The sequence below is a fragment of the Thiocapsa sp. genome (assembly GCF_018399035.1).
Lineage (GTDB): Bacteria > Pseudomonadota > Gammaproteobacteria > Chromatiales > Chromatiaceae > Thiocapsa.
The window spans coordinates 1,837,144-1,861,609 of the sequence record NZ_CP073760.1 but is presented as its reverse complement, the minus strand read 5'-3'; the positions used below and the strand labels follow the sequence as shown (position 1 = coordinate 1,861,609).

The following is a 24,466-nucleotide window of genomic DNA, read 5'->3' as shown; positions in this document are numbered from 1 at the left end:
CCCTTGCGGGGCGATTGGGTTTGGAGGGCAGGAGATGAGCAGAGAAGACGAATTCGAAGGTTGGGTTGCCTCCGTGTCTCGCGGGGACTGCGGTTTCACCTACATCAGATTTTACGCCGATGCCCCGGAGTGGGTCCGCGATGTGGCGGTCAACCGCTTCGGCAAGGGCACGGTGTTCCTGCCGCCGGCGGAAACCAAGCCGAAGGCAGCCGCGGCCTAACCCGCCGCGATCGCGAGCACCGCGTCGAGGCCGCGGTCGATGACCTCGACAGGGGTGTAGAAGTGAGGTGAGAAGCGAATTCCACCGCCGCGTCGGGCGCAGAGAACCCTGCGTTGCATCAGCCCGGCATACAGCTCCGCCGACGGTGTCCCGGGGACGCGAAAGGTGACAATGCCCGAGCGTCGTTCGGGCTCCCGCGGCGACACCAGCTCCAGGCCATGTCGATCGATCCCGTCGACGAGATGGGCAGTGCGACTCTGCAGCTCACGCCAGACCTGCTCGATGCCGACCTCCTCGATGAGCGAGAGACTGGCCTCGAGCGCGTGGATGCCGAGGAGGTTCGGACTGCCGCACTCGAAGCGCCGCGCGTCCTCGGCGGGCTGCCAGTCCTGCCGGTCGAAATCTCCCGAGTGCTCGAGCATGTGCCATCCGAACTGGTGCAGGGTCAGCGTGTGCCGCAGCGCGGGGCGAACATAGAGCAGGGCGACGCCCTCCGGACCCAGCATCCATTTGTGTCCGTCGGCGACGACGAAGTCCGCCCGGGTGCGCGAGAGGTCGAAGGGCAGGGCACCGAGGCCCTGGATGGCGTCGACACAGAAGAGGATGTCGTTGGCGCGGCAAAAGGTGCCGATTCGCTCCAGGTCCAGCCGTAAGCCTCGCGCATATTGCACCCAACTGACGGCGATCATTCGGGTACGCGGTGTGCAGAGCGCGAAGAGGTCGGCCTCGGGATCGGTAGATTCATCCAGGTCGAGCGCGTTCCAGACCACTCCTTGCGGTGCGAGCGATTCCCAGACGATCCGGTTGGACGGGAACTCCTGCGCGACCCCGACGATCTCGTCGCCGGGTTGCCACGTCAAACCGTAGGCGATGATCGAGAGTGCCTCGGAGGTGTTCTTCGCCAAGGCGATGTCAGCCGGCGACTCGGCTCCGATGAGACTCGCCAGGCGCTCGCGCAGGCGATGCTCGGTCGCCAGCCACTGCGGATACTGCAGCGACCCGAGCCGCCTGTTCTCCTCGGCGAACCGCGCGACGGCCTCCGACGCTCGCCGCGGCCAAGGTCCGACGGCCGCGTGATTCAGGTGGCAGAGGGTCGGGTCGAGATCGAATTCTTCCGGAGCGAGACTCAACCGTCGCTCCCCGGTGCCGCGGTAGCCGGCGCCTGCTGCGCTTGGGGCGGCGGCGCAGCGGGTGCGGCAGGCGGTGCAGCGGGTGCAGGAGCCGGCGACGCCGCGCTGCCGCCGGGGGGCGGACTCTGCGGTGCCTCGGCCGCGGGTGCCGGTGCGGGAGCCGGGGTCGGGGTCGGGGTCGGCGCAGCCGCGGGAGCCGACACCGGCGGTGCCGCGGGGGCTGCCGGCGTCTGTGCCTGCTGTGTCGGTGCTGCGGCCGGTGGCGACGACGGTGCCGGCGGGCTTGCGACGTCGGCTGCCGGTGTCGTCTCCGCCGTGGTTGTCGGCTTCGGCTCGGGCGGAGCAGCCGGGCCGGGTTCCGTTCGTGCCTGCTCAGGTGCGGGCGCGGCGGCCGGCTCCGCGACGGCTCGCGACGCGTTCGCGGGCGATTCGGCCGCCGTGGCCGGCGCAGTCGTGACCGATGTTGCCGGCGGGGTCTCGGCCGCCGTCGCATCGGATGTCGGGCTCGGGTCGCGAGCTGCGGCAGACGCGGTCGATGTCTCGGGCGCGGATGCGGATGCGGATGCAGGTGCAGATGCCGGCGGCGCGGCGGCTGGATCGGCGGCCGGAGCACCCGCATCGGATGCCTGCGACGGTGCGGCGGCGGCTGGCGTCGCCGCCGCTTGTTGCGCCGGGCGTGAATCGGCTCGCGGTCGCGACGTTGCGGGCGCGGCGCTCGCAGCGCTCGGCGTGGCCTCTGCTAGGGTCGGTGCCGCCTCTGCTGCTTTGGCCTGGGCGATACGCCGCTGCTCGGCCTCGCGCTTGGCGCGCGCGGCGGCAACACGCTGCTTCTCCATATAATTGCCATAGCTCGGTCCGGACCCGACGATGGTGACCTCCGTACCATGCGAGACGTGCTTGAACAGAACCGGGGCGAGCGTGCTCGGCAGACGGATGCAGCCGTGCGAAGCGGGTTGACCGGGACGCGGTATGGGTCCGGCATGCAGGCCGATCCCGTCGTAGGTCAGGCGCATGAAATAGGGCATGTGCGCGCCTTCGAAGCGCGCGCCTGCCGGGATCGGATCGCGGCCCGCTTTGGCGTTCGCACGGACGACCTTGCCGTTTTTCACGACCTTGCCGTAAAGGTTCGAGCGCTTGTTCTCGACCTTCTCCATGACGGCGAATTGGCCGGTCGGTGTCGGGTGCTTGGGCAGACCGCTGGCGACGGTGCTCCAGCCGATCTCGTCTTCGCCGACGAAGAAGCTGGCCCGCTGTTTGTCCGTATCGATGACGATGCGCGAGACCTTGCGTCCGTCGCCGTTCCACTCGTAAAGCTTGGAGGGTTTCGGCTTCTCGACGGGCCCTTCGACCCGGTCTTCGACCGGCGGGGTCGTGGTTTCCTCGGCGACGACCGTTTCCTCGGGCTGCGGGTCGGCCTTGCCGATGAAGCGCGCCAGCTCCGTACAACCCGTCAGGGTCAGAAGCATCGCGCAGGCACCCAGGGCCTTGATGGAAGTGGATAAGCTGTGGGGCAAGCCCCGTCGTTGCATCTGGCTCATAGCGTCGTGTTCTTTGCCGGGGTCCCGGCCAAGCCCGGGACATTGCGATGGGTCAATTCGGGTCAAGGATAGCGCGATGACGGTCGAAGGGCACGCCGATCGGTCGTTTCTTGACTTCCTCGTCTTCGCACCGACCTAGCCCGCAGGCGAGGAGGTTTGCGCTCCGAGCCGACATGCGGTCGCGGTGCGAATTCCGTAAGACCGATCGTTTAGATGCCCTGGCCCGCCGATGTCGCGGTCAATTGTACGGAGTACTCGATGCTGATGGATCGCGCCTCGACCCCTGCGCACGACACCGAACCCGATGGCGTCGACGCCGATGCGTCGGCGATGGCGCGCCGCCGCGCCCTATTCTTCTTTCTGGTCGTCGCCACGATCGCATTCGCGATCGCCCTCATGGTGGCCACCCTGTCGAGCGGCGGATTCGATCTCCTCGATGCGGTTTTGACCCTGTGCTTCGGGCTGACCTTGCCTTGGACCGTCATCGGCTTCTGGAATGCCGTCATCGGCTTTGCTTTGATGCGTCGCCATCGCGACCCGGCCGCCGTCGTCTGTCCGCTCGAAGGCGACCCGCCGAACGCCGTCACCTCCAAGACCGCCATCCTGAGCTGCATCCGCAACGAGGATGCGGATCGGGTCGTCGATCACCTGGATCGGATGATCCAGGGGCTCCTTCAGTCGGAGACTGGACAGGCATTCGAGGTCTTCGTTCTCAGCGACTCCACGTGGCCCGAATGCATCGAGGCCGAAGAGGCGGGCATTCGGCGCTTGCGCGAGCGCTGGTCGCCGCAGATGAGCATCCGTTATCGGCGCCGTCCGGACAACCCCGGTTTTAAAGCGGGAAACATCCGGGATTTCATGGCGCGTTGGGGCGATGGGTTCGATTTCGCTCTGGTGTTGGATGCCGATAGCCTCATGGCCCCGGAAACCATCCTGCGCATGGTCGGCATGATGCAGCGCAACCCGCGTCTGGGTATTCTGCAGAGTCTGATTGTCGGGTTGCCTTCCACGAGTGCGTTTGCACGCATCTTTCAGTTCGGGATGCGCCTCGGAATGCGCTCTTATTCGCTCGGCAGTGCCTGGTGGCAGGGCGATAGCGGGCCTTACTGGGGACATAACGCGCTCCTGCGCGTCGACGCCTTTCGCGCGCACTGCCGGCTCGACCCGTTGCCGGGTCGGCCGCCGCTCGGCGGCTGGATCTTGAGTCACGATCAGGTCGAGGCGGTGCTGATGCGCCGCGCCGGGTACGCGGTGCGGGTGCTGCCCCTCGAGCGCGGAAGCTGGGAGGAGAATCCGCCGACCTTGGTCGAGTTCATCAGACGCGACCTGCGCTGGTGTCAGGGTAATCTCCAATACCTGCGCCTGCTCGGGACGCCGGGGCTGCACCCGATCGGGCGGGTCCAGCTGGTGCTGGCGATCCTCATGTTCATCGGCTCGCCGGCATGGGTCCTCTTCATGACGCTTGCGGCCCTGCAGATCGGGCGCGTGCCGGAATCCGGCCCCATGTTCGATCCAATCCTCGGCTGGTCGCTATTCGGGCTCGTCATGACGATGGTCTTCGCGCCCAAGCTCGCGACACTGGGAAGCCTGATGCTCTCCCGGGGAGGTCGCGCCGCCTTCGGCGGCGGTCCTCGTCTGCTGGCAGGCGCCTTCGGCGAGATCCTCTTCTCGACCCTGCTCGCACCCGTGATGGCATTGGCGCACACGCTCTTCATGGGCGGGCTTCTGTTCGGCAAGGCGATCGTTTGGTCACCGCAGCGTCGCGACACCCATCGCCTGAAGGTGTCGCAAGCCTTGCGTCGGCTTTGGCCGCAGACGCTGTTCGGTCTTGCGGCGCTGTTCTGGTTGATCTCGACCGACGCCGCCGGGGCAATCTTTCTGTCGCCCTTCATCGTCGGGGCCCTGCTTGCCGTGCCCATCGCGGTGCTGACCGCCTGGCCGGTCTTCGGCGCCTGGCTGGCGCGGATCGGTGTCTGGCGGATCCCGGAGGAGGTCGATCCGCCGGCCTTGATCCGCTCGCTCGGGCTGCCCGCGATCGGCCGGCAGCGCGGGTATGTTCCGGCCACGGATCAGGTGGCCGCGGATGCCATCGGTGGTGACTGATGGCAATGGCGCCGGGCGGGGTGGTCTGCGGACCGCCCTCGGCGTGGTGCGTTCGCTCGGGATCTACTATCTACATCGGCGTCGTGCCCGCATGGACGCCTTCTATCGTGCCTTTCTCGCCCCGGACGATCTGGCCTTCGACATCGGCAGTCATGTCGGGGATCGCATCGGCTGCTTTCGGCGGATCGGCGCCCGCGTGCTGGCGGTCGAGCCGCAGCCGCTGTTGGTGCGAACGCTGCGCTGGCTCTACGGACGCGACCCGGCGGTGCGGATCGAGGCCACCGCGGTCGGGCGCGAGTCCGGTCGGGCGCAGCTGCGCCTGAACCGTGCCAATCCGACGGTCAGCACACTCTCGACAGGCTTTATCTCGGCGGCGCGTGATGCGCAGGGATGGGAGTCGCAGCATTGGGACGGCGCGATCGAGGTCGCCTGCACCCGGTTGGACGACCTGATCGAGCGTCACGGCATGCCGCGTTTCGTGAAGATTGATGTGGAGGGTTACGAGGCCGAGGTGCTCGGCGGATTGACCCGGCCGGTCGATGGCTTGTCGTTCGAATTCACGACGATCCAGAAGGACGTCGGGCGTCGTGCTTTGGAGGAATGTTCGAGATTGGGCTATTCACGATTCAACGCCGTGCTCGGGGAGTCCTATGTCTTTGTCCATGACGTCTGGGTCGACGCCGCCGCGATCGGCCGCTGGCTCGATGCCTTGCCGCACGCCGCCAACTCGGGAGACATCTATGCCCGGCGAGTCGATTAGGAACGCAAGCGACTCGCCCCCGGCGGTGTCGGAGCGAGGGGTCTCGTCGTGCGCCCGTGCCTACTGGGTGACCGGTCCCCTGCAAGGTGAGCTGCGCGAGGAGCCGCTTGCACCGCCCGGCCCCGGCGAGGCACTGGTGCGGACCCTCTACACGGGCATCAGCCGCGGGACCGAGGCGCTGGTATTGCGCGGCGATGTGCCGCCGAGCGAATACGCCGGGATGCGCGCACCCTTTCAGGCCGGCGATTTTCCCTGGCCGGTCAAGTACGGCTACTGCAACGTCGGCCGCGTCGAGGCCGGTCCGCCGGATTGGATCGGGAAGACGGTCTTCTGTCTCTATCCGCACCAGAGCGCCTATTGCGTTCCGATCGAGGCCATGCATCGGATTCCAGACGCGGTCCCGCCGGCGCGCGCCGTCTTGGCGGCGAACCTCGAGACCGCCGTCAACGGCCTCTGGGACGCCGCGCCGCGGATCGGCGACCATATCGCCGTCGTCGGTGCCGGGTCGGTCGGCGTGCTCTGTGCTTGGCTGGCTGCGCGTATCCCGGGGTGCCGGGTCGAGTTGATCGACATCAATCCGCGTCGCCGTAAGATCGCCGAGAGACTCGGGGTCGACTTCGCCTTGCCGGCGGATGCGCGCGGCGATGCCGATCTCGTCATCCACGCCAGCGGTTCATCGGCAGGCTTGGAGCAGGCGCTCGCGCTGGCCGGCTTCGAGGCGACCGTCCTGGAGCTGAGCTGGTACGGCACCAGGCACGTCACCCTGCCGCTCGGCGCGGCCTTCCACCGGCGCCGCCTGACCTTGCGCTCCTCCCAAGTCGGCCAGGTTGCGACGGCGCAGCGTGCACGTTGGGACGATCGTCGGCGCCTCGGTCTTGCGCTGTCACTGCTCGCCGATCCGGCGCTCGATGCCCTGGTCAGCGGCGAGGATGCGTTCGATGATCTGCCGGCCGTGCAGGTTCGTTTGGCAACGGATCCGGGCGATGCCCTGATGCAGCGCATCCGGTATCCATGATCAAGCGCTCAGGGTTTCGACCTCGAATCCGACCACGGTACGTTTTTCCCGGCTGAGCTCCACGCCCACGAGATGGATCGGTTGACCCGAGGCGCGGTATTTCTCGGCATAGCCGCGGTTCTTGAGCTGCCGAATCGGCGCGGGCGCGCGAGGAAGTAATACTTGCCGGTTTCGATGAGTCTCAGCGCAAACCCGGTCTTGTCGACATAGTAATAGTCCTCCTCGCGGATCTCGCGGAAGGTCTGGATACCGATGGGCAAGGTCTTGCGCGGCATGGCCGTCCTCCGGTCGGGACTCTGTCGAGATGGTTCCGATGATAACCCAACGGATCCCCGGCGGATCTCGTCTGCGGATCAGTACGCCGACGGATGCCGTTTCGGTTATCCTTTCTGCGTGTACAACAACCGGGGCAGGAGACACGCATGTACAGCGTCTGTGTTCGCGACCACATCATGATCGCGCATAGCTTTCGAGGGGATGTCTTCGGACCGGCACAGCGGCTGCACGGGGCCACCTACGTGGTGGATGTGGAGTTCCGCCGTCCCGAGTTGGACGCCGACGGGCTGGTGCTCGACATCGGGCTCGCCAGCCAGACACTGCGTGCGCTTTTGGCCGATCTGGACTATCGGAATCTGGACGAGGAGCCGGACTTCCAGGGCCGCAATACCTCGACCGAATTTCTCGCGCGTGTCATCTTCGATCGCATGGCCGCGCAATTGAGTGCAGGCGCGCTCGGCGAGGGTGCCCATGCGATCACGGCCCTGCGCGTGCAGCTCAGCGAGTCACACGTCGCCTGGGCGGCCTACGCCTCCGATCTGCCCCAACAGCCGCATGCATGAAACAGGCAGGCCCCATCTGGTTCCTGATCCCCGGTGACCTGGCCACGCCGACCGGCGGCTATCGCTACGATCGGCGGATCATCGACGGCTTGCGTCGCCTGGGTCGGCACGTCCGGACCGAGCGTCTCGACGACAGCTTTCCCGAGCCGACCGCGGATGCTTTGGCGGATGCCGACCGCCGCCTCGCAATCATCCCGGACGGCGACCTGGTGATCATCGACGGGTTGGCCTTCGGACTGCTCGGGGATGTTGCCGCCCTCCACGCACGACGTTTGCGCTTGATCGCGCTGGTGCATCACCCCCTCGCTTTGGAGACGGGTATCTTTGCCGCGCGGGCCGAAGCATTGCGCATGAGCGAATCACGGGCCTTGGCGGTCGCCCGCCGAGTGGTGGTCACCAGCGCCGCGACCGCGGACATCCTGATCCGCGACTACGGGGTCCCGAAGGAGCGGATTCGCGTCGTCGAGCCCGGCACCGATCCGGCGCCGCTCGCGGCAGGCTCGGACGAATCCGTCCTGAACCTGCTCTGCGTGGCCGCCACGACACCGCGCAAGGGTCATGACATCCTTTTGCGCGCACTCGCGCCTCTGGTCGATCGGCCCTGGCGGTTGGACTGTGTCGGCAGCCTGACCCGCTGCACGCGGACCAGCATCGCCTTGCGCTGTCTCTCCGAGCGCTTGGGTCTGTCCGATCGCGTGAACTTTGCGGGCGCGGTCGACGAGCCTCGGCTCGACGTCTTTTATCATCGGGCGGACCTGTTCGTCCTGCCGACCCGCTTCGAGGGCTACGGCATGGTCCTGACCGAGGCGCTGGCGCGCGGTCTGCCGATCGTCAGCACCGGGATCGGGCCGATCCCGAACCTGGTGCCTGCGGATGCGGGGCTCTTGGTGGAGCCCGACGATCCCGCGGCGCTCGAGGTCGCCTTGGCCCGGGTGCTGGACGATGCGGGGCTGCGCCGCAGTCTGGCTGCGGGCGCTCGGTCTGCGCGCGCTCGCCTGGGCGGTTGGGATGCTGCAAGCGCCGAGCTCGGCTGCGTCTTGGAAGGTGTGCACGATGGGTGATTTCGACGCCGACTGGTTGCGACTGCGCGCGCCCGCGGATCGCCGTGCCCGAGCCGCCGATCTGCCGCTCTTGTTGCGTCCGCAGCTTCCGAAAGGGCAGATGCTTCATATCCTGGACCTGGGGTGCGGGACCGGCTCCAACCTGCATGCCCTGGCGCCGGTCTTGGGCGGTGCGCAGGCATGGCTCTGTCTGGATGCGGATGCCGACCTTTTGGATCGTTTGGCCGAGGAAACCCAAGCGTGGGCGCAGGCATCGGGTTTTGATTGGGACGCGACCGATCGACGGGTCACGGGGGCCGAGCCTGACCTGACCTGCACGCTGGCGCCCCGTCGCTTCGACCTCGCGCGCGATTTGGACGCGCTTCCGATCGAAGGCATCGGGTTGGTCACCGCCTCTGCGCTGCTCGATCTGGTGTCGGAGACCTGGCTCGCCGGGTTGGTCTCGCAGTGCGCGAAGGTCCGCGTGCCGATCCTGACGGCCTTGACCTACGACGGCCGCGTGGCCTTCGAGCCCGCCTTGAGCCTCGATCGCGAGGTGATCGAGGCGGTGAATCGCCATCAGGGTCGCGACAAGGGATTCGGCCCGGCCCTGGGACCGAGCGCGAACGGTCGGTTGGCGATCTTGGCGGCCGCGCGGGGTTATTGGGTCGAGGTGCGGACGAGCGACTGGCGGATTCGACGCTCGGAACGGGAGCTGCAGGCGGCCCTGATCCGCGGCTGGTCCCGGGCAGCCCGCGAAGAGGCGCCCGCATCGGATCAGGCGGGGATCGCGCACTGGGAGGCGGTTCGGCTCGCCGCCGTCGAGCGCGGTTGCTCCCGAATCAACGTCGGTCATCGCGATCTTCTCGCCATCCCGCGGCGGGCTTAAACCGCGCCCGGAGTGGTATGCGATGTTCTTGGATGGGATCGGCCTCGGCGGACTTGACGACCGCTGGAGCCGGCGCGGTTTAAGGTGTTTAAAAATATAAAATTTTAAACCGCGTCCCCCGCTAAGGGTCGTGGATTCACCAAACGTCGAGCTCACTCGAAAACGAGCATCGCGCTCTGGACGCGGTTTAGCGGATGCGGGAGAGCTCCGCTCGGCTGATTGCAACGTCGTTGATCGTAATTTGGGGGGGCGCATCGGGGGAATGATCAGGCGCTTCCGCGCTCAGATCGAAGTCATACAGCACGTCCTCGCCCATACGAAAGATACGCGTCGCCGGGCGCAAGGCATCCGCCAAGCGTTCGGTCGGCGGCAGTCGCACACCCGGCCGACCACTGCCGATCACGAGCGGGGCGACCGCAATCTGCAGGCGCGACAGCCGCCCGGCCTGCAGGAATCGCGAGACCGTGGCGCCGCCGCCTTCGATGAAGATCCTGCGCAGACCCCGCTCGGCAAGGGCGCGCAGGAGCGCACCCAGATCGAGCCCGTCGGACTCGGCCGGCACCCCGATCAGCTCGGCCTGCCGGTGGTGTTTCTCGCCGGGCCGGATGCGGGCGCGATCGCAACACAGCAGTGTCTCGGCCTCGCCGTCGTTGAAGAGATAACGCTCGCAGGACAGACGTCGTCGCGGGTCCAAGACCACCCGTACCGCATTCGGTCCGGGGACCATCCGCGTGGTCAGGCGCGGATCGTCCGCGGCGACGGTCTCGGCGCCGACCAGCACGGCATCGCTGAGCGCACGCATGCGGTGCAGGTGGCGAATGTTGGCCTCGCCGGTGACGAAGCGGGCATCCCCGTCGGCCGTGGCGATGTAGCCATCGATGCTCTGACCGAGATGGGCGATGACCTCGACCGGACCCGGATGCGGGCGGCACAAGGGAAGATAGAGATCGAAGAGTGCGAGCGCCGGATCCTCGTCATGGCAATCCTCGGTGCGATCCGCTGCCCGATCTCCGGCGCGCCAGCCCGCCCGCGGGAGCCAGAGCAGATCCGCTTGCGAGCGATGTGCCGGGTCGACGGGCGACACCCGTCCGTCGGGGTCGGCACGCAAGGCCAGCGGATGATCCAGCGACCAGGCGGCATTGCGCGCCAGTCGTGCGGCACTCAGAATCAGCGACCAGGCGCGAGCGGCGTCGGTGTCGTGCCGACGCGGCGGCGGGTCGGATCGCTCGCACTGAGTGCTCTTGGAGCGGATCATCGGCGGCCTCTTCTGGTTGAGTTGATCCCGGAACACGCGGTTGAACGGCAAGCGCACCCCGCGGATATGGCGCTGCGCACCTGGAAATCGAGCCGAGCGCATCGGTCTTCGCCGCCGACGCACCCTCGGCGAGAGGGACCAAAATACACGGAACGAGGAGATCGCCTTGAGATTCCTGCATGCCGCCGATGTGCATCTCGACAGCCCGCTGCGCGGACTCGAACGCTACGAGGGCGCACCGGTCGAGGAGATCCGCGGGGCGACCCGCCGGGCCTTCGAGAATCTGGTCGCACTCGCGATCGAGGAGTCGGTCGACTTCGTCCTGCTGGCCGGCGACATCTACGACGGGGACTGGCGCGACTACAACACCGGACTCTTCTTCTCCGGCCAGATGGGTCGTCTCAACGATCATGGGATCCCGGTCTTCCTGATCGCCGGCAACCACGATGCCGCGAGTCAAATCACCAAGGCGCTGCGCCCGCCGCCGAATCTCTCGGTCTTCGCCACGCGCGCACCCGAGACCTGGGTCCTCGAGCACCTCGGCGTGGCCATCCACGCTCAAGGGTTTCCGAGCCGCGCGGTGACGGACGACCTGAGCCGGGCCTATCCGCAAGGCGATCCCGCACTCTTCAACATCGGGTTGCTCCACACCTCGCTCGACGGGCGACCCGGCCATGAGCCCTACGCGCCCTGCACTGCGGACGGCCTGAGAGCAAAAGGGTACCAGTATTGGGCGCTCGGCCATGTCCACCAGCGCGAGTTGATCGCGGATGACCCCTATATCCTCTTCCCGGGCAACATCCAGGGCCGCCATATCCGCGAGACGGGGCCGAAAGGCTGCACCCTGGTGCGGGTCGAGGAGGGCCAGGTCGTGGACATCGAGCCGCGGGCGCTCGATGTCGTGCGTTGGGCGATCTGCCCGGTGACTGTGAGCGACGTGCGCAGCCTGGACCAGATCCTCCCGCTGGTCGAGCACGCGCTTGCCGAGGCGTCGGACGCGGCCGAGGGCCGTCTTCTCGCCACACGTCTGCGTCTCGTCGGGCGCAGTCCGATCCATTCGCGCCTGCACGCCGAGCATGAGCGCCTGATCAACGAGTGTCGGGCCATGGTGTCCTCCGCAGGTCTGGCGGACGTCTGGATCGAGAAACTGGTCGTGGAGACGCATCCGTCGGCGATGGTCTCCGAGCTGTCGCGCGAGGATGCCTTCGGCGGCCTGCTGCGCACCATCCACGCCTTGGAGGTCGACGGCGAGCGTCTCTCCGCACTGAGCGAGGAGGTCGATGCGCTGGCCCTCAAGCTGCCGCCCGCCTTGCGCGGCGGCGATGATCCGTTCGATCCAGCGGACCCCGAGTATCTGTCCGGCTGCCTCGAGGACGTGAAGGCACTCTTGGTGGAGCGGCTGCGCGGGCAAGGCGCCGGCCCGGAGAGCGAAGAATGAAGATCCTGGAGCTGGACCTGCGCGCATTCGGTCCCTTCACCGACCGCCGTCTCGATCTGAGCGGCGGCTGCGAGGGCCTGCACCTGGTGTTTGGTCCCAACGAGGCCGGAAAAAGCTCGGCACTGCGTGCACTGCGCGGCTTGCTCTTCGGGATCCAGGAGCGCACCCGCGATGACTTCCGACACGGCAAGCAGGAGCTGCGGCTCGGCGGGCGTCTGCGCAACCACCACGGCGAGGAGATTGAATTCGTCCGACGCAAGGGCCGCAAGAGCACCCTGCTCGATCCGGACGGAAAGGCGATCGGCGAGGATGCACTGCTGCCCTTCCTGGGCGAGGTGGACGACGGCCTGTTCGAGCGTCTCTTCGGGATCGATTACGAGAGCCTGGTCGGCGGCGGCCAAACCCTGCTCGAAGAGCGCGGCAGGGAGGCCGAGGCGCTGTTCGGGACCGCGCTCGGCGCCACCGCGATCCACCGGGTTCTGGATCGACTCGATCAAGAGGCCAACGGGCTCTTTCTGCCGCGCGCCTCCAAGCCGCGGATCAACGCCTTGATCGGCGAGCTCGGCGAGACCGAGCGCCGCGTGCGCGATGCGAGTCTTTCGGTCCGTGACTGGGAGCAGGCCAAGTCATCGCTCGATCGGGCGATTCGCGAGCTGGCGGCGATGGACACGGAGATCGCGCAGATGACGCTCGAGCGCAGCCGGCTCGAACGCATTCGGCGCACCCTCCCGGATCTGGTGCGCATGGCCCGGCTGCGGGAGCAGTTGGAGGGGATCGGAGCCGTGCCCGTGCTTGCCGAGGATTTCGCGACCCGCCGCGAGGAGGCGGTTGCCAAACTGGCCCGTGCCGCCGAGGCCCGGGCCAATGCACAGCACCGGCTCGACGGGTTGCGCGTGCTCGTTCGCGAGCTGAGCGATGCCGTGTCGGATGATCTGCTCCGGGAGTCCGAGTCGATCGACGACCTGCGCGAGCGGCTCGGCAGCCATCGCAAGGCCGCGCAGGATCGCACCGAGCTGGTCGCCGAGCTGGCGCGTCGAGAGTCCGAGGCGAGCGCGCTGCTGCAACAGGTGCGGCCGGACCTTGCGCGCGATCCGGCGTCTGCCGATGTGACTCGACTGAAGCCGCTGCTCGCGCGCAGACGACGCGCGACCGAGCTCGGCGCCCGCAAGGCCGCCGTGATCGACGCGCTCGCCAAGACCCGTGCCGATCTCGCCGAGACGCAAGAGCGCCTCGGGCTGCGCACCGCGGCGCTGGCCGATCTGCCCACGGCTGAGGTTTCGATCGATCTACAGACCGCGCTCGATTCCGCGCGCCGTGCCGGAGACCTGGATCAGACGCTCGTCGAGGACGGCCTCGCGCTGGCGGCTCAACTGAAGACGTGCGAGCAGGGGCTGTCCGCACTCGGTCTCTGGTCGGGCGGGTTGGCCGATCTGCTTGCCGCACCCCTGCCGGACGAGGAGAGTCTGCGACGCTTCGCGGACGACACCCGCGCGCTGAACGAACAACGGCAGGCCTTGGAGTCGAAACGTTCGGAGGTGGGCGCCGAGTGTCGGCGATGCGAGGAGGCCCTGCGTGTGCTGGAGCTGAGCGGCTCGGTGCCGTCCGAGGATGATCTGACGCAGTCCCGTACGCATCGCGATCGGGGCTGGTCGATCGTGAAGCGGGCATGGCTCGGCGGCGAGGATGTCGGCGCCGAGGCACGGCTGTACGACACCGAGGCACCTCTTGCGGATGCCTTCGAGGGCGCCTTGACCGGGGCCGACGAGGTCGCCGATCGGCTGCGTCGCGAGGCCGGGCGCGTTCATGACCGGGCGACGACCCGCGCACGACTGGAGGCCGCGCAGCGTGAGCTTGACGAGACCGAGCGCGCGCTGGGCGCGCTGGCGGTGTCTGTCGCCCGTTCCGAGGAGGCATGGCATGGGCTCTGGTCGCCCTGCGGCCTGACCCCGCTGCCGCCGTCCGAGATGCTGCCCTGGCTAGCGCGCGCCACGCGGCTTCGCGAGCGGATCCTCCAGGCCGACGTGCTGCGCGAACGCATCGAGACCCGCGAGGCACTGCGGGCATCGTATCGCGCGGCGCTCCTGAGCGCACTCGGCATCCCGGACGCGGCTGTCGAACCCGGGTCCCCGGCACTCGCCGGGCCCGAGCTCGGCGGCCTCATCGGGTTGGCCGAGGGGCGACTGCGCGCTGCGGAGGAGGATGAGCGTGCGCGTCTTGCGCTGGAGCATGAGGTTGCGGAGCTGCAGGGGCGTGCTCGACACCTGAGCCGCGAGCTGTCGGATGCAGAGACCGCGCACGCCGCATGGCAGGCGGACTGGACGGCGCTCATGGCCGAGCTCGGACTCGCGCCGGATGCCGGCCCCGGCGAGGTCTCGGACGATCTTCAGGTGATCGCGGATGCGGTGGCGAAGGTCGAGGCCGGGGCGCTCTTGAGGACACGCATCGCCGGCATCGATCGGGATGCCGATGCCTTCGTTGCGCAGACCCGCGACTGTCTCGGTCGGCTCGCGGTCGATCTGCTGGACCGTCCGGTGGAGGAGTCGATCTTGATGCTGCATGCCCGGCTCGACGAGCAACGCGCCATCAGGACGCGACTCGACGAGTTGCGCGCCCAGGCGAGTCGCACCGAGGAGGAGATTCGCGACTCGGAGACGGCGATCGCGGCGGCCGATCGTGTCCTCGCCGAGCTGTGTCGTCAGGCCGCCTGCGATGCGCCGGAGCATTTGCCGCTGATCGAGGAGCGCGTCCACGGCCGGCGGCGACTGGCCGCCGAGCTTGCGGATGTCGAGCGCGCACTCATGCGTGCCGGTGACGGCCTCGGGATCGATGCGCTCGCCCACGAGGCGGCCGCCGTCGATCAGGATCGGGTCGCCGTGCGGCTCTCCGAGATCGACGCGCGCCTCGAGCAGGAGCTGCGTCCGGCGCACCGCGCACTGATCGAAGAGAAGGCCGACGCCGATCGCGCACTCAAGGCGATGGGCGGGGAGGGCACCGCCGCCGCGCTCGCCGAGGAGGCCCAACAGCTTCTCGCCGGCATCCGCACCCATGCCGAGCAGTATGTCCGACTCAAGCTCGGGGCGCGCATCCTGCGCGACGAGATCGAACGCTTCCGCCGCCAAAACAGCGACCCGATCCTCGGGCGCACCAGCCGCTATTTCGCGCGCCTGACCTGCGGCGCCTTCAGTGCGGTCGAGACCGATTTCGACGAGGCCGACCAGCCCGTTCTGGTCGGTCTGCGCAACAGCGGCGAGCGACTGCGCGTGGAGGCGATGAGCACGGGCACCCGTGATCAGCTCTATCTGGCGCTGCGCCTTGCCAACCTGGAGCAGTATCTCCAAGCCGCCGAGCCGATGCCGTTCGTCGTCGACGACATCCTCATCCAGTTCGACGACGAGCGCGCGCTCGCCACACTCGCGACCCTGGCCGACTTCTCGGCCAAGACGCAGGTGATCCTCTTCACGCACCACGGCCGCGACATCGCGCAGGCCCGGCAGCTCGATCCGGGCGAAGAGCGGGTTTGGGTCCACCGTTTGGGGTAGTGTGCCCAGGCCGGTTTGCGGGTTCTGCGGAGCGTCGCCCTGCTCACCTGGCCGGCTTTTCGTGGTTGCTCCTCACGCGGAAAGCCCCATTTCATTGGGCTGGCGGCGAGCGCGCGACCGCGCCTGCTCGCCGGATCGTCAACAGGAATCAAGGCTATCGGGAGCTACCGTTGGAAATCGAAGCAGTTGCACAACTCATCCGCCAGGGCATCCCCGGCGCCGAGGTCCAGGTCTCCGGAGACGGGAGTCATTTCGACGCCGTCGTCGTCAGCGAGGTCTTCGAAGGGCTGACGCCGATCAAGAAGCAGCGCCTGGTGATGGATACCGTCAAGCCGCAGATCGCAAGCGGCGAGCTGCACGCCCTGTCGATCAAGACCTTGACCCCGGCGCAATCGGCCGAGCAAGGCGGCTGAGGCGAGTCGGAGGACATTGCCGGACCTTGTCAAGGGCCGAACCGGTGTCATACTGAATATACCGAGCGCACGTGGGTTTTTCGCCGCATTGCACGCCCCGCGCACGCCGGTCCGGCGTTACGCCTCCTCGCCGGAGAGGCCGCTACGGCTCGTCGGCGCGCCTTGTCCCGACGCGCGCGGGACGCACACTGCTTTCCGAAAACCCACGCGCGCTCGGCATGGACTACGGATCAATCCCTTGCGCAGGAGGTCAAGCCATGTTTCTCAAACATCGCACTACCGGCAAGATGCTCGAGGTCCTGAGTCAGCGGGACCTGTTCAACCCGATGCACCCGAAGATCGTCGGGCGCTATCACTATGGTGAAGAGGCCCAGGAGCCGGAGACGTTCGACAAGGCCGAGCTGATGTTCATCTCGGACGAGTTGCTGCCGCGCTGCTGGACCGACAGCCATTATCGCGACGACGAGATTCACCACTACTACAAGAAGGCGTCCTGATCGGGCGCAGGCCGGCCCGAGTGTGCTCGGGCCGTCGACTCTGCCTTCTTCGTGTCTTTTTATTGCCGGTTCACGCATTCAGGCCGTAGGTGGTGCTGACGATAGGACGCACAACGTCCGCCGACGGTGGGTTGCGCCTCGCACGGGCGTTGGCGCGGGGAGGATGGGTTTCGCTTCGCTCTACCCATCCTACGTTTCTTACGTTGCTCGCTGTGACGTTGGCGCGACCTCTACCAGGATCCGCCCGTGCGTCTTCCCTGCGAGGATGTCTTCGAAGACGCCGGGTAGGCCGTCGAGATCGACCCTGTCGCCAAGCAACAACTCCAGGTCGGCCGGGCGCCAGTCGCTCGCCAGATGGCCCCACAGCTCGGTGCGCAGCGCCTGCGGGACATCCACCGAGTTGCAGCCGAGCAGACTCACGCCGCGCAGGATGAAGGGCATCACGGTGGTCTCGAGCAGATGGCCGCCGGCCAGCCCGATGCCGGCGATGTTCCCGTTCGGGACCGTGGTGCGCGTGATCTGTGCCAGGGTGTCGCCGCCGACATTGTCGATGGCACCGCCCCAGAGGGCCTTCTCCAGCGGCCGTTTTGCCTCGGCCAATGCATCGCGCCCGATGATCCGCGCAGCGCCGATCGCCTTCAGCCAGTCCTCGAGCTCCGGTTTGCCCGAGAGCGCGACCGCCTCGTAACCGAGTCGGGCGAGGATCGCGATCGCCATGGAACCGACCCCGCCGCTTGCGCCCGTCACCAGAATCGGACCCATCTCGGGTCGCTGACCGTTGACCTGCATGCGGTGCACCGCGAGCGCCGCGGTGAATCCGGCGGTACCCAGGATCATGGTCGAGCGCGGGTCCAACCCGACCGGAATCGGGGTCAGCCAGGTCGCAGGCACGCGCAGATACTCGGCATAGCCGCCGTCGTGGTCGAAGCTCAGGCCCCAGCCCGTCGCGACGACCGCATCCCCCGGTCGGTAGGCTGGGTCATTGGATTGCTCCACGATCCCGGCCGCATCGACCCCGCCGACCAGCGGGAAGGTGCGCAGGATCTTGCCGCGTCCCGTGCCGGCGAGTGCATCTTTGTAATTGACGCTCGAATGGGTGACCCGCACCAGGACCTCGCCCGTCTCGGGCGCCTGTTTCGGAAGTGACTCAAGACCGGCGCGGTGGCCCTGTTCGTCCTGATGGATCCGGAATGCGCGATAGGTTTCCACTAGATCACCTCCACTGGAATCAGGCCGATCGTGCTGCGCCACTTGGCCGGCCCTGTTTGATGAACGGATTCTCCGCGGCTGTCGACGGCCACGGTGACCGGCATGTCTTCGACCTCGAATTCGCGGATCGCCTCCATTTCCAGTTCCTCGAAGGCGATCAGTCGAGACGACTTGATCGCTTTGGCGACCAAGAAGGCCGCGCCGCCGACGGCCATCAGATAGACGGCGCCGTGCTTCTTGATGGCGTCGATCGCCGCGGGACCGCGCTCGGCCTTGCCGATCATCCCGATCAGTCCGGTACGCTCGAGCAGTTGGTCGGTGAACTTGTCCATCCGTGTGGCCGTGGTCGGCCCGGCCGGACCCACGACCTCGTCGCGCACCGGGTCGACGGGGCCGACGTAGTAGATGAAACGGTTGGTGAGATCCACACCCTCGGGCAGGCGCTCGCCCCGGTCCAGGAGATCGGCGATGCGTTTGTGTGCGGCGTCCCGACCGGTCAGCAGTTTGCCCGAGAGCAGGAGACGCTCGCCCGGTTGCCAGGTTGCGATCTCCTCGCGGGTCAGGCCGTCGAGATGGACGCGACGCGCCCCGGCGGCCGCGTCCCAGATGATCGGAGGCCAATCGTCCAGGCTCGGCGGAACGAGCGCAACCGGACCGGAGCCGTCGAGCGTGAATTCCAGATGTCGCGTCGCCGCGCAGTTCGGGATCATGGCGACCGGGAGCGAGGCGGCATGGGTCGGATAGGTCAGGATCTTCACATCCAGCACCGTGGTGAGCCCGCCGAGACCCTGTGCGCCGATGCCGAGCCCGTTGACCTTCTCGTGCAGCTCCAGGCGCAGTGCTTCGATGGGGTTCGCAGGCCCGCGCGCCTTGATCTCGTGGATGTCGATGTGCTCCATCAGCGACTCCTTCGCGAGCAGCATCGCCTTTTCGGCGGAACCGCCGATCCCGATCCCGAGCATCCCGGGCGGGCACCAGCCGGCACCCATGGTCGGAACCGTCTTGAGCACCCAGTCGACCAGGCTTTCGCTCGGGTTCAAGACCGCGAACTTCGCCTTGTTCTCGGAGCCGCCGCCCTTGGCCGCCAGACGCACCTCGACCCGATCGCCGGGCACCAGCTCGACGTGCACGACGGCCGGCGTGTTGTCCCCCGTGTTCCTGCGCTCACCGATGGGGGGCGAGACCATGGATGCGCGCAGCACATTGTCGGGATGGCTGTAAGCCCGGCGTACGCCCGCGTCGACCATCGCCTGAATCCCCATGACCGCGTCCCAGCGCACCTCCATGCCGATCTTGAGAAAGACCACCACCATGCCGGTGTCCTGACAGATCGGGCGGTGACCCTCCGCACACATCCGGGAATTGACCAGAATCTGGGCCATCGCATCCTTCGCGGCCGGCGATTCCTCGATCTCGTAAGCCGCAGTCAGGGCTTGGATGTAGTCGCGTGGGTGATAGTAGGAGATGAATTGCAGCGCGTCGGCGATGCTTTGGACAAAGTCGGTTTCGCGGATGATGGTCATGGGTCTGCTGCGCCTCGTTCCGGACATCCACGCAGTATAACAAGCCACTCGCGGCCGGCTCGGGAAGACGTGGACGTCGGATGGGCAGAGCGCAGCGAAACCCATCTTCCCTGCTCGGACGGCCCGTTTCCGACACGGGTTCAGCCTCGGCAAGCGCTCCGCATGGCGTCGTTGCTCCTTAAGATGGTTCCGATCCTCCGATCCAGCCACTCGATCGCGCCTCGGGCTGGAAGCGCCGCGATCAAAAAGCACTTGGCAAAGATCTTAAGGGACTGTAATATTCCGGGCTCGCAACGACAGGCGCGTAGCTCAGTTGGTTAGAGCACCACCTTGACATGGTGGGGGTCGTTGGTTCGAGTCCAATCGCGCCTACCAAACATCAGCCGCCAGCTCCGGCCGTTGGTCGCTCGACATCTGTCGAGCGGCACCGTGCTGGAACTGGCGGTTTTTTCATGTGATCCCTCGTATCGATCACCACTGAGCACCTTGAAGGTTCCGTTATGCCCGTCGTGACCCTGCCGGATGGTTCCAAGCGTCAGTTCGATGCCCATGTTTCCGTTCGGGACGTCGCCGCCTCCATCGGAGCCGGCCTGGCAAAGGCCGCGCTTGCCGGTCGCGTCGACGGCGTCCTGGTCGATACCTCCTTCATGCTCCAACAAGATGCCTCGCTAGCCATCATCACCGCCAAGGATGAGGAGGCCGCGCTCGAGCTGCTGCGACACGATGCCGCGCATGTGATGGCCCAAGCGGTGCAGGAGCTTTATCCCGGCACGCAGGTGACCATCGGCCCCGCGATCGAGAACGGCTTCTACTACGACTTCGCGCGCGACGAGCCCTTCACGCCGGAGGATCTCGAGGCGATCGAGGTGCGCATGCACGAGATCGTCAAGCGGGATCTTCCGATCGTTCGCGAGGTTTGGGATCGCGAGCAGGCCAAGCAGGTCTTCGCCGATCTCGGCGAGCACTACAAGGTCGAGATCATCGAGGACATCATCCCCGAGGGCGAGGTGGTCTCCGTCTACCGCCAGGGCGATTGGTTCGACGTCTGCCGCGGACCCCATCTGCCGAGCACCGGCAAGCTCGGCAACGGATTCAAGCTGATGAAGCTGGCCGGTGCCTACTGGCGCGGCGATTCGAAGAACCCCATGCTCCAGCGCATCTACGGCACCGCGTGGCGCGACAAGAAGGAGCTGGCGGCCTATCTGCATCGCCTGGAAGAGGCCGAGAAGCGCGACCATCGCAAGCTCGGTAAGCAGCTCGATCTCTTCCACTTCCAGGACGAGGCGCCGGGTATGGCCTTCTGGCATGCCAAGGGGCGGGTGATCTACCGTCTGGCCGAAGGCTACATGCGCGAGAAGCTCGACGAGTACGGCTATCAGGAGGTCGAGACCCCGCAGGTGCTTGACCGTTCGCTCTGGGAGCGCTCCGGGCACTGGGATAAGTTCGCCGGCGGTATGTTCACGACCCATCTGGACGATCGCGACTATGCGATCAAGCCGATGAATTGTCCCGGGCATATCCAGCTCTTCAACCAGGGGCTCAAGAGCCATCGGGATCTGCCGCTGCGCATCGCCGAGTTCGGCGTGGTGCATCGCAACGAGCCTTCGGGCACCTTGCACGGACTGATGCGGGCGCGCCGCTTCACCCAAGACGACGCGCATGTCTTCTGCACCGAGGAGCAGCTTCAGGACGAGGTCGCGACCCTGATCGATATGGTGTTCGAGACCTATCGCGACTTCGGCTTCACCGAGATCGATCTCGCCCTCTCGCTGCGGCCGGACAAACGCGTCGGCAACGACGCGCTCTGGGACAAGGCCGAGGCGGCGCTCGACCAGGCGCTCAAGGCCAAAGGTCTCGCGTTCAAGGTGCAGCCGGGCGAGGGTGCTTTTTATGGCCCCAAGATCGAATTCACCCTGCACGACAGCATCGGTCGCGCCTGGCAGTGCGGCACCATCCAGGTGGACTTCTCGATGCCCGGACGCTTGGGTGCGCACTACATCGCCGAGGACAACAGCAAGCAGGTGCCGGTGATGATCCACCGCGCCATCCTGGGCTCGGTGGAGCGGTTTATCGGTATTTTGCTCGAACACTATGCGGGTCAATTGCCGGTTTGGTTGTCGCCGACCCAAGCGATCGTGATGAATATCACGGATCGGCAGGCGGAGTACGTCAAGGAGGTCTCTAAGACCTTGCGCGGGAAGGGCTTCCGGGCCGAGACGGACTTGAGAAACGAGAAGATCGGCTTTAAAATCCGCGAGCACACCCTGCAACGAGTACCTTACCTGCTCGTCGTCGGTGATCGGGAGGTCGAATCCCGCTCCGTTGCCGTCCGCGACCGTGCGGGCCAGGACCTCGGAATCCTTCAGCTCGATGCCTTTATCGACCGTCTGAGCGAAGAGATCGCGAACCGGACCCACTGACGCCCGGCCCGATCAAGGGCCGCGAGCGCGTCGTGCGCGTCGTGTCTATCAGTGCTTTTGGAGGAACCTGCTATCGCTGCACCAAAGAGAAACCGCGTCAACAAGGAGATCAACGTACCGGAAGTACGTCTGATCGGCGCGGACGGAAACCAGGTCGGAGTCGTCAATACGCGCGAGGCATTGGAGATGGCCACGGAAGCGAGCCTCGATCTCGTCGAGATCGTTCCGACGTCGGAGCCTCCGGTATGTCGTCTCATGGACTTCGGCAGATTTCTCTTCGACCAAAAGAAGAAGAAGAACGAAGCCAAGAAAAAGCAGAAGCAGGTTCAGATCAAGGAAGTGAAGTTTCGTCCGGGAACGGACGAAGGAGACTATCAGGTCAAACTACGCAGCCTGATGCGTTTCCTCAACGAAGGGGATAAGGGCAAGGTCACTATGCGGTTTCGCGGGCGCGAACATGCGCATCGTGAGCTCGGTCTGGAGCTTTTGAAGCGGATCGAAACCGACCTTGCAGCCCTCAGCGTCGTGGAGCAACAACCCCAAATGGAAGGACGCCAAATGGTCATGGTGCTGGGCCCCAAAAAGAAATAGCGACGCGCATCGTCGAGCCAACGGGCGAATCACACTGAGTGTCTCGGGGAGACGGCATCGGTCGATACGGCCGATGCCGTCTTGAAAAAACCTCGGCTCGACAGGCGTCGCAATATAATCATTCGGCAAATCGCGGAGTCAAAAACCCATGCCCAAGCTGAAAACAAATCGCGGGGCGGCGAAGCGCTTCAAGCGCACTGCCTCCGGTTCGGTCAAGTGCAACTCATCTCATCGGCGTCATATCCTGACCAAGAAGAGCACCAAGCGGAAGCGCCAACTGCGTGCGCCGAAGCGTCTTCATAAGTCGGACGTGCGGGCCGCGCTGCGGATGATCCCCTACTGCTGATCAACTGATCGCACTGCGCTTGAACGAATCCCAGGAGTCAAAGAATGCCACGCGTCAAACGGGGTGTTACCGCCCACGCTCGTCATAAAAAGGTCCTTGATCAGGCCAAGGGTTACTACGGTGCCCGCAGTAAGGTCTATCGCGTTGCCAAGCAGGCCGTCATCAAGGCCGGCCAATACGCCTACCGTGATCGCCGCCAGAAGAAGCGCCAATTCCGCGCGCTCTGGATTGCACGTATCAACGCCGCCGCGCGCGAAAACGGACTCTCCTACAGCCGGTTCATCGACGGGCTGAAGAAGGTCGGGGTCGAGGTCGATCGCAAGGTGCTCGCCGACATCGCTTATCACGACAGCGTCGCCTTTGCCGCGCTGGCCGAGCAAGCGAAGACCGCACTGGCCTAAGCCGTTTCCCTTCTCGCCCGGGTTTCACGGCGATACAAGAGGGAAAGGCCCCGGTCTTTCCCTTTTTCGTTTCACGGCCTCGCGGCGGACCAGACACCCAGCCGGAAGACTCGACTATGGCTGAACACACCGGACTCGGTCTCGCGGCCCTGCAAACCGCGGCGCTCGAAGCGATTGCGGCCGCGGCCGATCTTGCCAGTCTCGACCAAGTGCGCGTGCGCTATCTCGGCAAGAGCGGGGAGCTGACCGCGCTGCTCAAGCAGCTCGGCACGCTGCCGGCCGCCGAGCGACCCGCCGCAGGTCAAGAGATCAATCAGGCCAAGGTTACTGTCCAGGTTGCCATCGACCAGCGCAAAGTCGTCTTGGAAGAGGCATCACTCACCGCGCGACTCGCCGCCGAGCGGATCGACGTGAGTCTCCCCGGACGCGGCCGGCGGCCCGGCGGACTGCATCCCGTGACCCGTGCGATGCGGCGCATCGAGCGCCTGTTCGCCAATGCCGGATTCGCCGTCGCGGAAGGGCCGGAGGTCGAGGACGCCTATCACAACTTCGAGGCGCTCAACATCCCGGAGCACCACCCGGCGCGGGCGATGCACGACACCTTTTATTTCGATGCCGAGCTGCTGCTGCGTACCCACACCTCGCCGGTCCAGATCCGGGTGATGGAAGAGCAGGCGCCGCCGCTCAAGATCATCGCGCCGGGTCGCGTCTATCGCTGCGATTCGGACTTGACCCATACGCCCATGTTTCACCAGGTCGAGGGTCTGCTGGTCGACGAGCAGGTCAGCTTCGCCGACCTCAAGGGTGTCCTCTACGACTTCCTGCGGAATTTCTTCGAGCGCGATCTGGAGCTGCGTTTCCGGCCCTCTTATTTCCCCTTTACAGAGCCTTCGGCCGAGGTCGACATCCAGTGTGTCATCTGCGGCGGCAGCGGCTGTCGGGTCTGCAAGCAGACCGGGTGGCTCGAGGTGCTCGGCTGCGGCATGGTCTATCCGGAGGTGTTTCGGCACGTCGGCATCGACCCCGATCGCTATCTGGGCTACGCCTTCGGCATGGGGGTGGAGCGCTTGGCGATGCTCCGTTACGGAATCGACGACATCCGCTTGAATTTCGAGAACGATCTGAGATACCTGCGCCAATTCTCATGAGATTCGGCGTCAACCTCTTTCAATCCATAGTCGTTTTAGCCACTAAGGAACGATTCAAAACCAACATGAACCTGTAGGTTGGGCAAAGCGCAGCGTGCCCAACTGATCCCTGCGATGACGGCGCGGGTGGGGCATGCTGCGCTTTGCCCAAC

Annotated in this window: 21 protein-coding genes, 1 tRNA gene and 1 pseudogene; 17 read left to right on the top strand and 6 right to left on the bottom strand. The window is 66.1% G+C overall.

Going from position 1 to position 24,466, the window contains the following annotated elements:
- Positions 1-34: 34 nt before the first annotated feature.
- Positions 35-220, top strand: a complete 186-nt coding sequence (locus tag KFB96_RS08485) for a hypothetical protein (RefSeq protein WP_213462353.1) — start codon at positions 35-37, stop codon at positions 218-220.
- Here KFB96_RS08485 and KFB96_RS08480 read toward each other — a convergent pair.
- Both KFB96_RS08480 and KFB96_RS08475 read right to left on the bottom strand, forming a co-directional pair.
- Positions 217-1,350 (bottom strand): aminotransferase class V-fold PLP-dependent enzyme, encoded by a 1,134-nt coding sequence (locus KFB96_RS08480; RefSeq protein WP_213462355.1) that lies wholly within the window; start codon positions 1,348-1,350, stop codon positions 217-219. The genes KFB96_RS08485 and KFB96_RS08480 overlap by 4 nt on opposite strands.
- Positions 1,347-2,888, bottom strand: a complete 1,542-nt coding sequence (locus KFB96_RS08475) for a L,D-transpeptidase (RefSeq protein WP_213501881.1) — start codon at positions 2,886-2,888, stop codon at positions 1,347-1,349. The genes KFB96_RS08480 and KFB96_RS08475 overlap by 4 nt, the downstream gene beginning before the upstream one ends.
- A gap of 213 nt (positions 2,889-3,101) precedes the next feature.
- Between KFB96_RS08475 and mdoH the strand changes: the two genes are divergently transcribed.
- Genes mdoH through KFB96_RS08460 form a run of 3 tightly spaced genes read left to right on the top strand, consistent with a single transcriptional unit; the run spans position 3,102 to position 6,766 of the window.
- Positions 3,102-4,991 carry a glucans biosynthesis glucosyltransferase MdoH gene (gene mdoH / locus KFB96_RS08470; protein ID WP_300971410.1) on the top strand — a complete coding sequence of 630 codons (1,890 nt, stop codon included), beginning with the start codon at positions 3,102-3,104 and terminating at the stop codon, positions 4,989-4,991.
- Positions 4,984-5,751, top strand: coding sequence for an FkbM family methyltransferase (locus tag KFB96_RS08465; RefSeq protein ID WP_300971409.1), 768 nt, complete (start codon positions 4,984-4,986; stop codon positions 5,749-5,751). The genes mdoH and KFB96_RS08465 overlap by 8 nt, the downstream gene beginning before the upstream one ends.
- Positions 5,732-6,766: a dehydrogenase gene (locus KFB96_RS08460; protein ID WP_300971408.1), complete on the top strand. Its 1,035-nt coding sequence runs from the start codon at positions 5,732-5,734 to the stop codon at positions 6,764-6,766. The genes KFB96_RS08465 and KFB96_RS08460 overlap by 20 nt, the downstream gene beginning before the upstream one ends.
- 122 nt (positions 6,767-6,888) lie before the next feature.
- Here KFB96_RS08460 and KFB96_RS08455 read toward each other — a convergent pair.
- Positions 6,889-7,041 (bottom strand): annotated as a pseudogene (locus tag KFB96_RS08455) (AAA family ATPase); the annotation flags it as partial.
- 147 nt (positions 7,042-7,188) lie between these two features.
- Here KFB96_RS08455 and KFB96_RS08450 point away from each other — a divergent pair.
- The 3 genes from KFB96_RS08450 to KFB96_RS08440 are packed head-to-tail and all read left to right on the top strand — an operon-like array spanning position 7,189 to position 9,534.
- Positions 7,189-7,605, top strand: coding sequence for a 6-carboxytetrahydropterin synthase (locus KFB96_RS08450; RefSeq protein ID WP_213462361.1), 417 nt, complete (start codon positions 7,189-7,191; stop codon positions 7,603-7,605).
- On the top strand, positions 7,602-8,666 hold the full coding sequence (locus KFB96_RS08445) for a glycosyltransferase family 4 protein (protein ID WP_213462363.1): 1,065 nt from the start codon (positions 7,602-7,604) through the stop codon (positions 8,664-8,666). Before KFB96_RS08450 ends, KFB96_RS08445 begins: the two co-directional genes overlap by 4 nt.
- Positions 8,659-9,534: a class I SAM-dependent methyltransferase gene (locus KFB96_RS08440; protein WP_213462365.1), complete on the top strand. Its 876-nt coding sequence runs from the start codon at positions 8,659-8,661 to the stop codon at positions 9,532-9,534. The genes KFB96_RS08445 and KFB96_RS08440 overlap by 8 nt, the downstream gene beginning before the upstream one ends.
- A gap of 187 nt (positions 9,535-9,721) precedes the next feature.
- Here the strand turns inward: KFB96_RS08440 and KFB96_RS08435 are convergent, their stop codons facing one another.
- Positions 9,722-10,789: a RibD family protein gene (locus KFB96_RS08435; protein ID WP_213462367.1), complete on the bottom strand. Its 1,068-nt coding sequence runs from the start codon at positions 10,787-10,789 to the stop codon at positions 9,722-9,724.
- A 166-nt stretch (positions 10,790-10,955) separates the two neighbouring features.
- Here KFB96_RS08435 and KFB96_RS08430 point away from each other — a divergent pair, with 166 nt between their 5' ends.
- From KFB96_RS08430 to KFB96_RS08415, 4 genes are all read left to right on the top strand, one after another.
- Positions 10,956-12,227: a DNA repair exonuclease gene (locus KFB96_RS08430; protein WP_300971406.1), complete on the top strand. Its 1,272-nt coding sequence runs from the start codon at positions 10,956-10,958 to the stop codon at positions 12,225-12,227.
- Positions 12,224-15,766, top strand: coding sequence for a YhaN family protein (locus KFB96_RS08425; RefSeq protein WP_213462369.1), 3,543 nt, complete (start codon positions 12,224-12,226; stop codon positions 15,764-15,766). Before KFB96_RS08430 ends, KFB96_RS08425 begins: the two co-directional genes overlap by 4 nt.
- A 170-nt stretch (positions 15,767-15,936) precedes the next feature.
- Positions 15,937-16,179 (top strand): BolA/IbaG family iron-sulfur metabolism protein, encoded by a 243-nt coding sequence (locus tag KFB96_RS08420; RefSeq protein ID WP_213462371.1) that lies wholly within the window; start codon positions 15,937-15,939, stop codon positions 16,177-16,179.
- 257 nt (positions 16,180-16,436) lie between these two features.
- Positions 16,437-16,676, top strand: coding sequence for an acetyltransferase (locus KFB96_RS08415; protein ID WP_213462373.1), 240 nt, complete (start codon positions 16,437-16,439; stop codon positions 16,674-16,676).
- Positions 16,677-16,874: 198 nt separating this feature from the next.
- Here KFB96_RS08415 and KFB96_RS08410 read toward each other — a convergent pair whose 3' ends face one another.
- Together KFB96_RS08410 and KFB96_RS08405 are read right to left on the bottom strand one after the other, a co-directional pair.
- Entirely contained in the window at positions 16,875-17,885 is a 1,011-nt protein-coding gene (locus KFB96_RS08410; RefSeq protein ID WP_213462375.1) for a YhdH/YhfP family quinone oxidoreductase, read from the bottom strand.
- Entirely contained in the window at positions 17,885-19,408 is a 1,524-nt protein-coding gene (locus KFB96_RS08405) for a fumarate hydratase (protein ID WP_213462377.1), read from the bottom strand. Before KFB96_RS08405 ends, KFB96_RS08410 begins: the two co-directional genes overlap by 1 nt.
- 298 nt (positions 19,409-19,706) lie before the next feature.
- On the opposite strand from KFB96_RS08405, the gene KFB96_RS08400 reads away from it, so the two are divergent.
- The 6 genes from KFB96_RS08400 (at position 19,707) to pheS (ending at position 24,314) form a co-directional block, all read left to right on the top strand.
- A tRNA-Val gene (locus KFB96_RS08400) sits at positions 19,707-19,783 on the top strand.
- A gap of 125 nt (positions 19,784-19,908) precedes the next feature.
- The gene (thrS, locus tag KFB96_RS08395; protein WP_213462379.1) at positions 19,909-21,828 is read left to right on the top strand and encodes a threonine--tRNA ligase; all 1,920 of its coding nucleotides are present in this window, start codon (positions 19,909-19,911) and stop codon (positions 21,826-21,828) included.
- A 57-nt stretch (positions 21,829-21,885) separates the two neighbouring features.
- Complete coding sequence (gene infC, locus KFB96_RS08390; protein ID WP_213462897.1) at positions 21,886-22,419, top strand: translation initiation factor IF-3; 534 nt, start codon at positions 21,886-21,888, stop codon at positions 22,417-22,419.
- A gap of 148 nt (positions 22,420-22,567) precedes the next feature.
- Complete coding sequence (gene rpmI, locus KFB96_RS08385; protein ID WP_093186566.1) at positions 22,568-22,765, top strand: 50S ribosomal protein L35; 198 nt, start codon at positions 22,568-22,570, stop codon at positions 22,763-22,765.
- Between the two features lie 44 nt (positions 22,766-22,809).
- Entirely contained in the window at positions 22,810-23,166 is a 357-nt protein-coding gene (rplT, locus tag KFB96_RS08380; protein WP_007194183.1) for a 50S ribosomal protein L20, read from the top strand.
- A gap of 116 nt (positions 23,167-23,282) precedes the next feature.
- Entirely contained in the window at positions 23,283-24,314 is a 1,032-nt protein-coding gene (pheS, locus tag KFB96_RS08375) for a phenylalanine--tRNA ligase subunit alpha (RefSeq protein WP_213462381.1), read from the top strand.
- Positions 24,315-24,466: the final 152 nt, after the last annotated feature.

Excerpts from the sequence above, each read along its gene's own strand:
- KFB96_RS08415 (WP_213462373.1), top strand. The coding sequence starts at position 16,437 with ATGTTTCTCAAACATCGCACTACCGGCAAGATGCTCGAGGTCCTGAGT.
- rpmI (WP_093186566.1), top strand. The coding sequence starts at position 22,568 with ATGCCCAAGCTGAAAACAAATCGCGGGGCGGCGAAGCGCTTCAAGCGC.
- KFB96_RS08460 (WP_300971408.1), top strand. The coding sequence starts at position 5,732 with ATGCCCGGCGAGTCGATTAGGAACGCAAGCGACTCGCCCCCGGCGGTG.
- KFB96_RS08485 (WP_213462353.1), top strand. The coding sequence starts at position 35 with ATGAGCAGAGAAGACGAATTCGAAGGTTGGGTTGCCTCCGTGTCTCGC.
- KFB96_RS08425 (WP_213462369.1), top strand. The coding sequence starts at position 12,224 with ATGAAGATCCTGGAGCTGGACCTGCGCGCATTCGGTCCCTTCACCGAC.
- KFB96_RS08405 (WP_213462377.1), bottom strand. The coding sequence starts at position 19,408 with ATGACCATCATCCGCGAAACCGACTTTGTCCAAAGCATCGCCGACGCG.
- KFB96_RS08440 (WP_213462365.1), top strand. The coding sequence starts at position 8,659 with ATGGGTGATTTCGACGCCGACTGGTTGCGACTGCGCGCGCCCGCGGAT.
- pheS (WP_213462381.1), top strand. The coding sequence starts at position 23,283 with ATGGCTGAACACACCGGACTCGGTCTCGCGGCCCTGCAAACCGCGGCG.
- mdoH (WP_300971410.1), top strand. The coding sequence starts at position 3,102 with ATGCCCTGGCCCGCCGATGTCGCGGTCAATTGTACGGAGTACTCGATG.
- KFB96_RS08435 (WP_213462367.1), bottom strand. The coding sequence starts at position 10,789 with ATGATCCGCTCCAAGAGCACTCAGTGCGAGCGATCCGACCCGCCGCCG.
- KFB96_RS08450 (WP_213462361.1), top strand. The coding sequence starts at position 7,189 with ATGTACAGCGTCTGTGTTCGCGACCACATCATGATCGCGCATAGCTTT.
- KFB96_RS08475 (WP_213501881.1), bottom strand. The coding sequence starts at position 2,888 with ATGAGCCAGATGCAACGACGGGGCTTGCCCCACAGCTTATCCACTTCC.
- thrS (WP_213462379.1), top strand. The coding sequence starts at position 19,909 with ATGCCCGTCGTGACCCTGCCGGATGGTTCCAAGCGTCAGTTCGATGCC.
- KFB96_RS08445 (WP_213462363.1), top strand. The coding sequence starts at position 7,602 with ATGAAACAGGCAGGCCCCATCTGGTTCCTGATCCCCGGTGACCTGGCC.
- rplT (WP_007194183.1), top strand. The coding sequence starts at position 22,810 with ATGCCACGCGTCAAACGGGGTGTTACCGCCCACGCTCGTCATAAAAAG.